Annotated in this window: 15 protein-coding genes; 3 read left to right on the top strand and 12 right to left on the bottom strand. The window is 37.3% G+C overall.

The features are described 5' to 3' along the window. Position 1 precedes the first annotated feature (1 nt). Genes AM629_RS05270 through AM629_RS05240 form a run of 7 tightly spaced genes read right to left on the bottom strand, consistent with a single transcriptional unit; the run spans position 2 to position 5064 of the window. The gene (locus AM629_RS05270) at positions 2-391 is read right to left on the bottom strand and encodes a hypothetical protein (protein ID WP_054476806.1); all 390 of its coding nucleotides are present in this window, start codon (positions 389-391) and stop codon (positions 2-4) included. Next, a complete protein-coding gene (gene vscN2 / locus AM629_RS05265; RefSeq protein ID WP_054476803.1) occupies positions 345-1607 on the bottom strand; it encodes a type III secretion system ATPase VscN2 in 1263 nt (420 codons plus the stop codon). Before vscN2 ends, AM629_RS05270 begins: the two co-directional genes overlap by 47 nt. Further along, a complete protein-coding gene (locus tag AM629_RS05260; protein WP_054476801.1) occupies positions 1607-3082 on the bottom strand; it encodes a secretin GspD/PilQ domain-containing protein in 1476 nt (491 codons plus the stop codon). The genes vscN2 and AM629_RS05260 overlap by 1 nt, the downstream gene beginning before the upstream one ends. Further along, positions 3072-3338: a hypothetical protein gene (locus AM629_RS05255; protein WP_054476800.1), complete on the bottom strand. Its 267-nt coding sequence runs from the start codon at positions 3336-3338 to the stop codon at positions 3072-3074. The genes AM629_RS05260 and AM629_RS05255 overlap by 11 nt, the downstream gene beginning before the upstream one ends. Beyond that, positions 3331-4023, bottom strand: coding sequence for a hypothetical protein (locus tag AM629_RS05250; RefSeq protein ID WP_054476798.1), 693 nt, complete (start codon positions 4021-4023; stop codon positions 3331-3333). The genes AM629_RS05255 and AM629_RS05250 overlap by 8 nt, the downstream gene beginning before the upstream one ends. Further along, the gene (locus AM629_RS05245; protein WP_054476796.1) at positions 4023-4733 is read right to left on the bottom strand and encodes an EscR/YscR/HrcR family type III secretion system export apparatus protein; all 711 of its coding nucleotides are present in this window, start codon (positions 4731-4733) and stop codon (positions 4023-4025) included. Before AM629_RS05245 ends, AM629_RS05250 begins: the two co-directional genes overlap by 1 nt. Before the next feature lie 55 nt (positions 4734-4788). After that, positions 4789-5064: a hypothetical protein gene (locus tag AM629_RS05240; RefSeq protein ID WP_015835592.1), complete on the bottom strand. Its 276-nt coding sequence runs from the start codon at positions 5062-5064 to the stop codon at positions 4789-4791. 654 nt (positions 5065-5718) lie between these two features. Between AM629_RS05240 and AM629_RS05235 the strand changes: the two genes are divergently transcribed. The 3 genes from AM629_RS05235 (at position 5719) to AM629_RS05230 (ending at position 8391) form a co-directional block, all read left to right on the top strand. Beyond that, the gene (locus AM629_RS05235) at positions 5719-6084 is read left to right on the top strand and encodes a hypothetical protein (protein ID WP_054476794.1); all 366 of its coding nucleotides are present in this window, start codon (positions 5719-5721) and stop codon (positions 6082-6084) included. 149 nt (positions 6085-6233) lie between these two features. Continuing rightward, positions 6234-6371, top strand: a complete 138-nt coding sequence (locus AM629_RS23900) for a hypothetical protein (protein ID WP_161804212.1) — start codon at positions 6234-6236, stop codon at positions 6369-6371. A gap of 598 nt (positions 6372-6969) precedes the next feature. Next, entirely contained in the window at positions 6970-8391 is a 1422-nt protein-coding gene (locus AM629_RS05230; RefSeq protein WP_149616044.1) for a hypothetical protein, read from the top strand. A gap of 362 nt (positions 8392-8753) precedes the next feature. On the opposite strand, the gene AM629_RS05225 is transcribed toward AM629_RS05230, so the two are convergent. The 5 genes from AM629_RS05225 to ribH form a co-directional block, all read right to left on the bottom strand. Beyond that, positions 8754-9764: a serine hydrolase domain-containing protein gene (locus AM629_RS05225; protein ID WP_054476790.1), complete on the bottom strand. Its 1011-nt coding sequence runs from the start codon at positions 9762-9764 to the stop codon at positions 8754-8756. 805 nt (positions 9765-10569) lie between these two features. After that, positions 10570-11061: a phosphatidylglycerophosphatase A gene (pgpA, locus tag AM629_RS05220; protein WP_054476788.1), complete on the bottom strand. Its 492-nt coding sequence runs from the start codon at positions 11059-11061 to the stop codon at positions 10570-10572. Beyond that, positions 11054-12043 (bottom strand): thiamine-phosphate kinase, encoded by a 990-nt coding sequence (thiL, locus tag AM629_RS05215; protein ID WP_054476786.1) that lies wholly within the window; start codon positions 12041-12043, stop codon positions 11054-11056. Before thiL ends, pgpA begins: the two co-directional genes overlap by 8 nt. Before the next feature lie 98 nt (positions 12044-12141). After that, entirely contained in the window at positions 12142-12561 is a 420-nt protein-coding gene (nusB, locus tag AM629_RS05210; RefSeq protein ID WP_054476784.1) for a transcription antitermination factor NusB, read from the bottom strand. 26 nt (positions 12562-12587) lie between these two features. Then, positions 12588-13058, bottom strand: coding sequence for a 6,7-dimethyl-8-ribityllumazine synthase (gene ribH, locus AM629_RS05205; protein WP_054476782.1), 471 nt, complete (start codon positions 13056-13058; stop codon positions 12588-12590). Between the last annotated feature and the right edge of the window lie 228 nt (positions 13059-13286).

The raw sequence follows: 13286 nt of genomic DNA, 5'->3' as shown, positions 1-13286 counted from the left end.
CTTAAGTCAATTGTTTTTTTAATTCATCCAATACATCTTTCCGCTTCTCTAACCTCAGTTTTTCCGATTCTGCTTTTGCTATTTCTATTTCTATTTTTTCTAACTCTTGCTGAACGACAGATACATCAAATACCAAAGATTCTATTAACGATCGAATATTCTCTCTGCGCCTAAAAAAAAACTTTAGCGCATCAACCTCATCTTCAACATTTAACATCTTCAGCTTACTTTGCGCTGTTTGTACATCTTGCCAGTAATCGGTAATAGTCATTCTCAACATATCATGTTGTTTATTAAGTTTTTTTAATTTCCTTTGCTGCTTACCAATTCCGATATCGATAATGCTAATAATCTGACAGAATTCTTTCCATCTCTTGGAGGGTTTCTTCATACTCTACCCCTTCATACCCTTGCTTTAGAAAATTCATAATTTCTGGATAGAGTTCTATTGCATTATCGGTCAATAAATCGTTACCCTTCTCGTATTCCCCTACACGAATCAATAATTCAACATCAAAGTAACGATATACCATATCTTTAATCCGTTCAGACATTTGTACATAACGTTTATCCTGAATCTTATTCTGCAATCGACTTTTACTTTTCAGTACATCTATTGCGGGATATCTTCCCGTAGATGCAATCATCGTTGAATAAACCAGGTGCCCATCAATTAAAGATTTAACTTCATGTGCAATAGGATCGCTATCAATATCAGTTTCAATTAACACGGTAAAAATACCGGTAACCGAACCATAAACGGAATTACCACAACTCTCGACTAATCGTGACAAGGCGAGAGAAACACCGATAGGTATTCCTCCCTGAATAGGGGTTCCATCCAGCATTGCTTGAGCTCTGGCAAAACGAGTTAAAGAGTCAAAATAGAGCACCACTTTTTTCCCTTGCTCCATAAAATAACGGGCAATAGAAACAGCAACCAAACCAGAACGGACTTTCTCTAATGGATTAGCTTCGGACGTCGACACAATTGTTATTGCTTTCCTAATGACTTCTGGACCTATTTCTCCTTCCAAAAACTCAACGACTTCACGAGCGCGTTCACCAATCATGGCAAAGATTACAACATCTGCATCCATATTATTAGCCATAATAGAAACGGTAGTGGTTTTTCCTGCCCCTGCTGGGGCAAATAACCCTACGCGCTGCCCTTCTCCGATAGTAAAAAGGCCATCAATTATTTTCAACTTAGTCGGGAATACTTTTTCAATTGAAGCCCGATTTTTCAAAGGAATAGGTTCAATCGAAATAGGTAAGTCAAAATATTCTTTATGCTTTTCAAGATAGGCATCACCATAAAGTGATTCACCATAGCAATTAATAACCTTCCCTATCAGCGCATCCTCATTCATTGGGAAACAAAATCGACGATATGGAATTTCAACTTTTCCATTACGCTGAACAGTACCGGGTTGTAGCAGTTTTATTTCTATCTGATGCCCGGCTATTTTCATAATTTCCCCTCGGATACGCTCGCCCTCAACGGTATGTACCAGACATTCCTGCCCGACAAACGTATCAACGTTCACATAGCAGATAACCATATCTTGATAGGACTCTTTGATTTTAAAAAACCGTTGCAACATTAATCAATCACCTGAAATGAAACCGCAATATATCGTTTGTATTTACGCTTCGTTAACTTGGTATTTTTAAATATCTCACCTAATAACGGAATACTCGATAAAACTGGCACGCCTGATTCAGAAGATAGCGTTTCTATATTATCAAAACCACCCAAAATAATCGTTTCATTTGGTTTAATAAATGCTTCTGAGGATAATGATTGCGAGCTGATTTTTGGCGGCTGGGAAACGCCATTCTGGTTACTACTTTTATCATCATCAAAGTGTTCCTCGATATATTCAAGCTTAGCCTGAACACCACCGGAAGGAAGTACACGACCGGTAACATAAAGGCTATTATCCGCCTCTATCTTCAGGCTCTCGACCTCTTTATTAGAAACCAGATTCACCGTTATCGTATCTTTCTTACCAAAATGCCCTTGATGGTTTTCCAATATAAGTAGGTTAGTAGAATAAACGCTTCGTGCTAATCCATTACTATACATGGCCTGAAAGTTATTTAAAAAATCCTTGGTCGCGGAATAAGGCAGAGTCAATATGTCATATATTCCTGTAGAACCATTCAGCATTGAGCTGTCGGCACCAAAGTGCTCTGTTCTGTCCGCAGCGACATCATACACTTTCAGGGAAAACATCAATTGCTTTCCTTTAACATCAATCATTGAGGCAATGCGTTTTGCCAGTGTAATTTCGTCCGGGGTACCGCGTACCAGTAAGGCATTAGTACCTGGAATAACCTGAACTTTTGATGTTTTTTCCTCCTGCTCTAATTTTTGCTTATCACCCTCATTTAACTTTACCTTGTAGGCACGTTCCAGCATTTCACCATCTGCCGCATTTTTAAATTGGCCCATATTTGAAAGAGCACCAGAAATAAGTGAACCTGCCCCAGGGAAATTAACCGACCCACCAAAGGTATTGATATTACGGTCAACGACCGATAGATAGTTAAACTCAATCCTGGCAATTTCAAGATCATTACCGTTTTCCAAAAATTCGTTATTGTCTGTCATGCTCGAGTATGACAGAACATCATTGATAAAATTACGAGGCCCGGAAAACAATAAAGAGTTTCCTCTTTCTATCAATTTTATCTTTATCGTACTATTAGTTTGAAAAGCATATTCAAGCTCAGTTAACAGGACTTCGGGAGAGATATTCTTCGGTTTATAGGTATAATTTATATAAGACTGCCCTGACTGTACGCTTATCGTCCCACCATAAATATACCAGTCAAAATCATAGACATCCGAAAGTTTAGCCAATAATTCTGTGCCTTCTCCTCTCAGCACCTGAGTTAACGGCTGTCGACTTGTCTTATCATCCAGACCATCTACCAGTTTTAATTGCTCATCTTTCGCAATAGCAATTAAAGCCTCTTTGAGGTTCATTTCATCTTTTTTCAGCATAACTTGTGCATTAGCTGTAGTGCCTATCAAGCATAGCAAGAAAAAAAATACGACCTTACTCTTCATCTAAAATTTCCTTCATTGCTTCTTGATGTTGTTTTAACATCTTAATTGTATTATTAGTTATCATATATTGAATTATAATTTCAGCCATCTCTTCATCAGGGATAATCTCATCATCTGTATCAGACTTTATCGACTCATTTGATACCAATTTAGTTGGTGACTCCTCCTCTTGACTCATTTTTGTCATCATCTCCTGAAAATCTGAAAATTCATTTGGTATAGCAAAATGAAGTGAAGGAATTGATATTTCATTCATGGGAAACCCCGGTCATTTTCTGGAATAAATACAATTGATCATTAAAAAACCATGTATTCAAAAGGATAATCACGAGTATTGTTTTTAGGTCGGCAGTAACAAATATTGATAATGAGGATTTTTTGAAAAATAGATCTACCATTACCACACAAATCGAAATAGATATGATGACAATCATATATTTACTTGCCACTATTGCCGTCATTTTCAGATAACCAACGATTAAAAAGTACAGTCGTTGAAAATCCATATCGCTGTACTCTCCAGTGCCAATACTGATGTCACCATTTAGTAAGTTAATAATAGGTGTAAATAACGCACCGTTATCCAAAGCATACATAATGAATAATAAACCACTCATCCTGGCTAATGCTTCAGACTCTTCAGTAAACCGCTTATCCTGAACCGATTGTTCATTGAGTAACAAAAGTTGCTGAATAATACTACCAACCATACTACCCAACCAAAAAGGAACTGAGACAAACAATGCAAATACCACAGCCCTAACAACCCAAAGGTAGTCTGGTGCTCCTCCCCAATCCTGAGAACCCACATAAACAGCAAAAAATACGGATATTGCAGTGATCGTTATATTGTCAAGAAACAATCGGGTTGGATTATATATTTTCAGAAATAAGAAGAAAGCAGCATAGCTTAACCAACTGGGGAAGAGAAAATTTTCCATCATCCGTCCAATGTATTGAACAAAATAGTCCAGCCGTCGGAAAAATAAAATACAGCCAATTTAATCGGTATTGATATGACTGTAGGCGATAGCATGCTCATACCAACACCACTAAGGATAATAGCAATCAAGAAATCTATACTGACAAATATCATATAGAGTTTAATTCCCAATTCGAACCCTTTGTATAAATCCAGTATTAGCCCCCCAAGCAACGGTTTAAGCACACTGCCACTCCCATCATTAAACTCTATGGGAAGAGTAAATAACTTTTCTAATTCCAGAGATTTGCGTTCAGCCCTTGCTATTATTTCAGGGAAGTATTCGTCAATACGTGAAACCAAATGATACATAGTCACATCACCTGATTTGCTCAGATCATTATTGCTAATCCCTAATCCGCCAATAGGATCAATTATCGGTATTGATTTATCATACGTATCAGTAAAATATGGCTTAATTCTTTCCAGACCCGGCTCTAAATCTCCCCAAATACTATTTAATGCTAAAAGGGCAGCTAATAGATTCACAACAATAGATGGTGGTATTTGTTGAGTCCCCATAGCATTTTTCAAAATATTCAAGACAATATTGTACTTAACAAAGCCCGAAAAGCAGATGAAAAAAACAGCTGACAGAAGCACCAGGCAAAGCAATATTACCAGGTTCACCCCAGAGTAAGCATTTTCTGGACTCAACAAATGTACCATTAAAGACTCTTCTATGTTAAAAATATATTTTACTACCCTTTTTTCAAGGCAAATATTAGATATTACGTGCTGCCGCTACGATATTATCTTTTACCGCTTTTAACGTGGATGTCCCTGTTTGAGCGGCAATACTTTGATCTGACATCAATTGCTGAAGCTTTAATGAGTCCGCAGATGAAAGGTTTAAAGCCCCACCTTCTTCGGTATGAGCTGTTAGAAACTCTTCAATTGCTGTATCTGCAACTTTAATGAATTCCTGAAATGTGCCAGCAGCATCAATCGTAGTCAGTCGACCATCTGTTAAATTGGGTTTGCTTACTGTCCCAGCCATTAGATATAACCTCTTTATAAAAAATAGAATTCTACTTTACTCATTCATACTGAAGTAGATTATTGAATACAGTTAATAACCTATATTCGAGGCACAAGACTACCCATACCATCGTAAAATCACCAGTGAAAAAAAAAGACTCAGTTTTTTTTGATTTTATGTGGCTAATCAGAAAAAATCACAAACATGAAATAGCCGCAGGAGCGTCCCTCATGTATTCTCTGTTAACTGACTGAATACGAAAACAATAATTTTTAGCTTTTAATATAACAATATAGAAAAACATACAGTTAAAATTATTACTGGCTCTGACATAACCGCATCTAACAACACCAATTGGCCGTACATTTTTCAATTCTCCCTCTTCCAACTATTCATTTTGTCGACTGCAATTGATTCAAAATGACCACAATTAAATTTTCTCCTTACTAAATGTGAAATTCAGATTTCTTGAGCCATATGATAGGTATCAATGTGTTTCAAGGTGCCATATGAGCCAACAAAGATACGACCATGTTAAATAGATTTTCATTCTAATGAGCCATGAGTATACTTAATCATTAAATAACCCAGATAAATTTTTCTACTCATAAATTTAAAAAGAGTTACTCTAAAAATATTTTTCCAAGCAAATCAAACACCAGGATGGAAAATATGCGATTCGGTCTAATTATTTCAATTTTTCTAGCTATATTCATTACCGGGTGTACGACAAAAATATCTACAGAAAATCAGACTGATACAAAGTTCAACCAAATTAATAGTTCAGCTAAAGATTGTGTAACCGAGCTTTCTAAGAAAATAACAGGGAACGAGGGGAAACATGTTTTTACATTTGCCTTCTATGTAAGTTCACAATCTGAACCACTTGGTAACAGTAACTATACCAAATCTGTAACAACTGGAATTCCCTATTTTACCGAGACTACTTTGGATAATGGAGATCCGGGCAGCGCCTGGCGCAATTGTATGCTCAAACACAATGCTTTGGTTCCACAAATTAAGTTTCCGAAAACATAGTGCCTAGCATTGGCTCTGACTTTTGATGATTCATTTATCTTTGCAAACAGATATTCAATATCTGACTCTTTTCATAATTAAAATATGAATCTAATCAGCCCAATGTCTTTCATTCATTACCAGTTCAGCTTTTATTTTGAAAGTATGTAATGTCATACCGAATTTTATCACTGGATATACCTGTTATCTTTCAAGTTGCCTCTTGGTTGGCTGCATTCACTCATCCCGGTCACATCGTTATCTATGCTCTCAGAGATTCACTCCCTTGCCGTCGCGATCCATCTTGAAATCTATTGGGTATATAAGAAAATTTTAACCAATTAACTCCACTCATCATGAAAAGAAAATTATGAATAAAGTTTCACTTTTTTTCATTTTATTCATCATTATAACAGTGTAATCATTTCATTGATGAGCACCTTTGTAAAAAATTAAAAATTGCCCCCTAGATATGTGGACATGCTTTCAACATAAATTTAAACCCAGCAACAGCCTTTCAAAAAGGTTAATTTGAAATATGAAAATGATGAGATTAAAATCTCAGTGGATAATATTAAGGGACCGTTATGCCAACAATAACCCATACTTATCAATCATAAAGCATTATTGGGGTTTCAGGAACAATGTAACGAAAAAAACCATTAAGAAGCTATTTTAAATGACCAAAAATTTAAATCATACCTGTTTTAATAATGTTGTGTCGTTTTTGTTACATACAAATGATATACAGGCAGGCTTATCAGAAGGGAAGCCATAGCTGAAAATTTTTGCTATAGATAGCGTAAAACCCAATTCAATGGCTGATATTTAACTCAATTAACCAATTACCTTTTAACCAATTGTTTTTTATGAATATTTTTAATTTTTTATATGGAGAGTTATGTTTTGAAAATGCAAAATAGTATCAATATTAATACCATCAATTCCGAAATAAGTTGCTTGTCAGCAAAAGCTAGTGAGCTGGAAAAAAAACAGTTTTTTCTTTTAGGAAAAATCAACGGAATAAAAAACACACCTGAAAATTTAGAGGTGCGTAAAAACATTCACTCTCAACTATCTGTTATACAAAGTGATTCAAAAGAACTCCAAGAGTATGTAAGAGTAAGATCAGATAAGATCACCCAACGTCAACGTTGGGTAAAAAATGATAATCAAAATATTTCTAAACTCACAACAGCTATGGAAAGTTTAAGTAATGTAAAAAATTTGGGAGGAGAAACTGAATTAAGGCTAAAAAATGGAAAGCTAAAACCAGTCAATACAGGATGTATTAAAAATATTATTCACAAAAATCGCTACGCAGAAGAAAAAGCACAAGCAAAAGATAAATATAATTCGGGGGATAACAATCTTTCGATAAACTTTATGAAACACAAAATAGAATCCACAAAAAAAGATATTACTAAACTTGAAAGTGAAATATCTAAATTAAAAGATGATATAAAACCTATTCAGAAGAAAATAGATGAATTAAAAAATCAGAAGCAGGTATTAGATGAAAAGGATTATTCGCTGAAAGAAAAGACCGCATTGAAATATAAGCCGGCGGAAATGGAATTAAAAGAAGTTGATAATACGTTAAATAATATTCAATCTAAAAAGCTTAAGTTAGAAGCTAAGCTTGTTGAGTATCATAAAAAAGCCAGCGCAAGGTTGTTAGAATTCGGACGTATTTACCACTCTAATGCTGGATGCTCAGTATTAAATAAAGCAGCAAGAGCAATATATCGAAAAAATAATCTTAGTGATTTACCAAGCATCAGCAGTAAAGCAATCTATAATGAATACTACAAAGCCCATGCTGATAATTATCGACAAAAAGAATGGCAGAACGTGAAATCATTGATAGAGCAAAGTTGTCAAGGAAATACAAAAGACATAGTTCAAGCTGCGGCAGATGATCTCTATCAGCCCCAAGGAAAAATGATAAAGACTTATCGGGGACAAGGTATTACAGAAGCCGGTTATAATAAATTAGTAAGGAATTTTGAAAATACTAAAAGGAATAACCCAGATCAAATTCCAGTATTCAAGGCTGCTCAATTTTTCTCAACGTCAAAAACTAAATCTGTAGCAGAAGGATTTAGCGTTGCCGGAAGAGGAGAACGTGCGATATTATTTGTTGTGCAAGGTAACAGTGGTAGGAGTTTACGTGTTGATTATGGCCTGCAATTTAACAATGGTGGTGAAAATGAAGTTTTATACTCACCCAAAGCATGCTTTGGAGTAAGTAAAATTGAAGGGAATACCATTTATTTACATGAAACTAAATACCATGAAGATACGCCAGTTATGCCATACGAATAACTGGACAATGGCAGGAACTTACACGGCATTTCTGCTTATTATTACTATTAGTAATAATAAGCCCAGATAAGCAAAAATCATTAATATTAATGCAGGCGGCAATATCGCCTGCATTATCAGTATCATACCTGTTAGCATATATATACAGACAATTTTAAGCACATTGTTCAGGAGAGAATAATGTTATTAATTTACTTTAATCAGTGAACCAACCATGCACCTGATTACAGATATACCCAATAGATTTCAAGTTGCAGTGCGGCGGCAAGAGAACGCATCCCCAGGAGCATAGATAACTATGTGACTGGGGTAAGTGAACGCAGCCAACAAAGCAGCAACTTGAAAGATGACGGGTATATTTATTATTTAAAATATCTCGCCGATAACAATGGAAAAATACAGTTATCGAGCAACCTTTTAATATCATCCCAAATGCTATCTTTATTATACTCTCCGCTGAATATGACAACTACAGCGTCTAACTCCGGGCATATCAACAGGACCTGACCGCCATTTCCTATGGCAGCGAACCATTTAAAATATTTATTCAACTGGCAAGAATAGTAACCGCCAATAAACCAGTGATATCCGTAACACTTATAGTCGCTATCATCTGTTTTTACCCGGACTTTAAGGATCTCCTCTATCCATGCTGAAGGAATAACATCAATACCGTTATACCGCCCTTTATTTAGCATCAATCGCCCGATTTTTAACAGCCCGCGACCTGTCAAGCGAAGCCCAGATGCCGCTGAGTCAATACCATCCCTTCCTTTATACCAATGAAATTGATTTATCCCTAACTTGGTAAATAAGGTTTTATCTCCAAAATTAGATAGGGTATGCCCAGAAGTCCGATCAATTATGCCCCCCAGTAATGCTGAGCATCCTCCTGAGTAGTTCCACCTCTTGCCCGGAATACTAATAACTGGTTTGGAAAATATATAATGATACCTGTCTGGTGAATGTTCCATTGCGATTTCATCATTTTTTATATCATCATATGGATAGTTTTCATTCCAATCCATACCTGATGTCATTGTTATAATATGCTCTACTTTCAATCCATTATATGAATTGTTTTCCCTATATTCAGGATATACGTTAATTAACCTATCCTGGAGTTTTGGAGCCTGATGATATTCTATCGCCGCTCCATATAAAATAGCTAAAATGCCTTTGGTAATTGACCTTACGTCATGTAATTTGTCCTTGTCAAAAGTCACTTTGCCGTTTTTTTCACCCCAGCATTCATCTTCTCCAGAGAAATATTTCTCCAGAACTATTTGGTCATTCTGAGAAACTAATAAAGCATGTATGTTAGGATATAAAAAACCTTGTAGCGCATTATCAAAATCAATATTTAATAACATAATTTTGTCTCTATTTAAAATAACCAATTCAATCTATTCTTTTATACCCTTCATCTTTCAAGCTGCTGCTTTGTTGGCTGCGTTCACTTACCCCAGTCACATAGTTATCTATGCTCCTGGGGATGCGTTCTCTTGCCGCCGCACTGCGGCTTGAAATCTATTGGGTATATATTATAATAACAACAAGATTTACATAATATTACGTTCGGTATTTAAATATTATTTTTATCCCTCCAGCGCCAGTCTTAGCTCCATAGGAACTGTTATTATGTTGGTTTTATCCTCTGATATATTTTCAATTTTCACCAAGAATTATTTTAAAAACAAACCAGATGATATATGCCATACTTCTCATTTCTATCGATTTCCGTTTGACTTAAATATCATATAAAACAGGGAATTGAAATATAAAACACTTATCAAACATAGATTATTAATTAACACTTATACCCGTCATCTTTCAAGTTGCCTCTTTGTTGGCTGCACTCACTCACCCCGGTCACATAGTTATCTATGCTCCCGGGGATTCGTTCCCTTGCCGCCGCGATGCATCTTGAAATCAATAGGGTATATACCTATTAGGTATTTTTTATAATTTAAAAGGCCAATTAAATACCCATTTACCAACCATAAATATGATATAAACAATAACATTATTAATTTTTTTAAAATTTATACTTAAGTTAAAATAAATATGTATTTTATGTTATTTAAATAAAAATAAAACTTTAAGTTTATTGAAAGGAAAAATATGCGCTACACTCATGCAGCGCGCCAAACTTAATATCAACCTCATTAGCGCACATCAGAAAGCAAAAACCTGATAGGACGCCAATAACCAGACAATCACGAACGAAAATATAGCCGCGATAATATCATCCAACATGATACCTAATCCACCGTGAACATAGCGATCAAACCAGCGAATTGGCCACGGCTTCCACATATCAAAAATACGGAACACAATAAAACCAGTCAAAACCCACTGCCAGTTAATAACTGGAATTGCCATCAGCGTGATCCACATACCGATAAATTCGTCCCAAACAATACTGCCGTGGTCATGTACTTTCATATCATCAGAAGTACGCTGGCAAATCATTATCCCAAACAACATCCCGATAATAATAACCAACCAGCAAATCCATTCTGGAAATTGCATCAGTAATAACCAAAATGGAATAGAAGCCACAGATCCCATTGTCCCCGGTATTATCGGCGATAAACCACTACCAAAACCTGTCGCTAACAAATGCCAAGGATTACTCATCCGTAAACGACGTTTTGCTTCATCCATGAGTTTCTTCCTTAATAAAATGATCAAACCCTTTCAGATCCAATTTAATCTCTTTATTATTACTGTAGTAACGAATTCCTTCCGATTCCGGCATAATCTGCCCGATACAACTAAAACTAGCCCCAGTATGAGCCAAAGCGATTTCTAAAGCACCGCGATTCCTTTCCGGGACGGTAAAACATAATTCATAGTCTTCCCCGCCACTCAAAGCCCACATCAGAGCCTGCTGTGGTTCAATATATTGGCTCATCGCATCGGAGTAAGGAATCGCATCCAGATTTATTCTGGCCCCACATCGACTGGCTTTCAGGATGTGCCCTAGATCGGAAATCAATCCATCAGATAAATCAATTGCTGATGTTGCCAGCCCACGCAGCGCCTGCCCTTGCAAAATACGCGGTTGCGGCCTGAGATGACGTTGGATTAACCAATTACAGGCTTCAGGATCAGCGATCTGCAAACGGTTTTGTAACAGAGCCAAACCCGCCGAACTATCACCCAACGAGCCGCTCACATAAATCCAATCGCCATTTCTTGCGCCAGTACGTCTCAATGCTCTGCCTACGGGAACCAAACCATGAATCGTTAACGTCAGACTCATTGGTCCGAGGGTGGTATCACCACCAATAAGTTGCATACCGTAGTAGTTCAATTGTCCAAACAGGCTATCGCTGAACCCTCTGAGCCAACTTTCATCCACTTCCGGTAATGTTAACGCCAATAAAAGCCAGGCAGGATCAGCACCAACAGCAGCCAAATCACTAAGATTCACAGCAAGAGATTTATAAGCTAAATCTTCAGGAGAGATATCAGGTAAGAAATGAACGCCTGAAACCAAGGTATCCGTACTAACAGCCAATTGCTGTTTATCGGCTATCGTCATCAATGCACAGTCGTCACCAATACCAAGATTGACATCACGCCGATTAGTTGCCTGACGATCAAAATAACGTGCAATGAGGTCAAATTCGCCACATGCCATAATAAAATTCCAAAAAGTTACTGATGATTATGAACATAAGGCCGGGGATAACCGGCCTTACAAATCATCGTCTGCGGTGGGAAAAACCCGGCAAGCAGTTACTTTCTTTTCTTACGTACTGCTGGACCCGATTTATCCAGTACTCCGTTCACGAATTTGTGACTATCTTCAGCACCAAAGACTTTTGCCAATTCGATAGCTTCGTTAATAGCCACTTTATAAGGGACATCATCACGATAACTTAGTTCAAATATAGCGATACGTAAAATGGCTTTTTCTACCTGACCTAACTCTTCGAGCTGACGGGAAAGATAAGGAGCCATAAAAGCATCCAGTTTAACCGCATTCACAGCTACCCCTGACAGCAATTCACGAAAATAGGTTACGTCAACATCAGTGACGTCCTGCTCCGACAAAAACTGTAATTCAATATCAGCAATGTCATTGCCAGATAACTGCCATGAGTATATAGCCTGAACAGCGCACTCACGAGCACGACGACGAGCAGCAGGTTTCACAAGATTCCCCTTAATTAAAACTAAAATCAGCCTTTAATGGCATTAATGACATTGACCATTTCCAAGGCGGTTAATGCAGCTTCTGCACCTTTATTACCCGCCTTAGTTCCAGCGCGCTCAATCGCCTGTTCAATGCTTTCTGTAGTAAGAACACCAAATGCCACTGGAATTTCACTGGTCATTGCCACATTAGACAGACCGGAACTGCATTCACCAGCAACGTATTCAAAGTGAGCGGTACCACCGCGGATAACTGTACCCAGCGCGATAACTGCGTCATATTTTTGAGTTTCAACCAGTGTCTTCACCGTCAATGGTAATTCATATGCACCAGGAACCCAGACAACAGTAATATTTTCTGAGGCAACCTGACCGATACGCTCAAGCGCATCTACCGCGCCGTCTAACAGACTGTCATTAATGAAGTGGTTAAAACGTGCAATAGCAATCGCCACACGGGCTTGTGGAGCTGCAACAACACCTTTGATTACGTTCATAGCCTTCCTTTATCTGTTCATATCCGCAGGGGGCGGATTCTATCATATTCTTTCGTTAGCTGCGCCTGCCGATTTAGCAACAAAGTATAAAAACAAGCAAAGTGACTGCTCCCCGCCGTAAAGAGGGTGTCGCAAAAGACTGGCATTGAAAATAAACCCACAGAGATTGATTGCCTGTTATTGGGACTGACAACCCATAACAGGCTAAAAATAGCCCATAATATCAGG

The organism is Photorhabdus heterorhabditis (assembly GCF_001280945.1).
Taxonomy (GTDB): Bacteria; Pseudomonadota; Gammaproteobacteria; order Enterobacterales; family Enterobacteriaceae; genus Photorhabdus; species Photorhabdus heterorhabditis.
The sequence above is the reverse complement of the archived record's forward strand: the minus strand, read 5'-3'. Positions and strand labels throughout refer to the sequence as shown.

What these genes read in the sequence shown, in the direction of transcription:
- AM629_RS23900 (WP_161804212.1), top strand. Translation starts at nt 6,234, where the DNA reads ATGTCATACCGAATTTTATCACTGGATATACCTGTTATCTTTCAAGTT.
- AM629_RS05250 (WP_054476798.1), bottom strand. Translation starts at nt 4,023, where the DNA reads ATGGAAAATTTTCTCTTCCCCAGTTGGTTAAGCTATGCTGCTTTCTTC.
- AM629_RS05270 (WP_054476806.1), bottom strand. Translation starts at nt 391, where the DNA reads ATGAAGAAACCCTCCAAGAGATGGAAAGAATTCTGTCAGATTATTAGC.
- AM629_RS05245 (WP_054476796.1), bottom strand. Translation starts at nt 4,733, where the DNA reads ATGGTACATTTGTTGAGTCCAGAAAATGCTTACTCTGGGGTGAACCTG.
- AM629_RS05260 (WP_054476801.1), bottom strand. Translation starts at nt 3,082, where the DNA reads ATGAAGAGTAAGGTCGTATTTTTTTTCTTGCTATGCTTGATAGGCACT.
- vscN2 (WP_054476803.1), bottom strand. Translation starts at nt 1,607, where the DNA reads ATGTTGCAACGGTTTTTTAAAATCAAAGAGTCCTATCAAGATATGGTT.
- AM629_RS05240 (WP_015835592.1), bottom strand. Translation starts at nt 5,064, where the DNA reads ATGGCTGGGACAGTAAGCAAACCCAATTTAACAGATGGTCGACTGACT.
- AM629_RS05235 (WP_054476794.1), top strand. Translation starts at nt 5,719, where the DNA reads ATGCGATTCGGTCTAATTATTTCAATTTTTCTAGCTATATTCATTACC.
- AM629_RS05225 (WP_054476790.1), bottom strand. Translation starts at nt 9,764, where the DNA reads ATGTTATTAAATATTGATTTTGATAATGCGCTACAAGGTTTTTTATAT.
- AM629_RS05255 (WP_054476800.1), bottom strand. Translation starts at nt 3,338, where the DNA reads ATGAATGAAATATCAATTCCTTCACTTCATTTTGCTATACCAAATGAA.
- pgpA (WP_054476788.1), bottom strand. Translation starts at nt 11,061, where the DNA reads ATGGATGAAGCAAAACGTCGTTTACGGATGAGTAATCCTTGGCATTTG.
- thiL (WP_054476786.1), bottom strand. Translation starts at nt 12,043, where the DNA reads ATGGCATGTGGCGAATTTGACCTCATTGCACGTTATTTTGATCGTCAG.
- ribH (WP_054476782.1), bottom strand. Translation starts at nt 13,058, where the DNA reads ATGAACGTAATCAAAGGTGTTGTTGCAGCTCCACAAGCCCGTGTGGCG.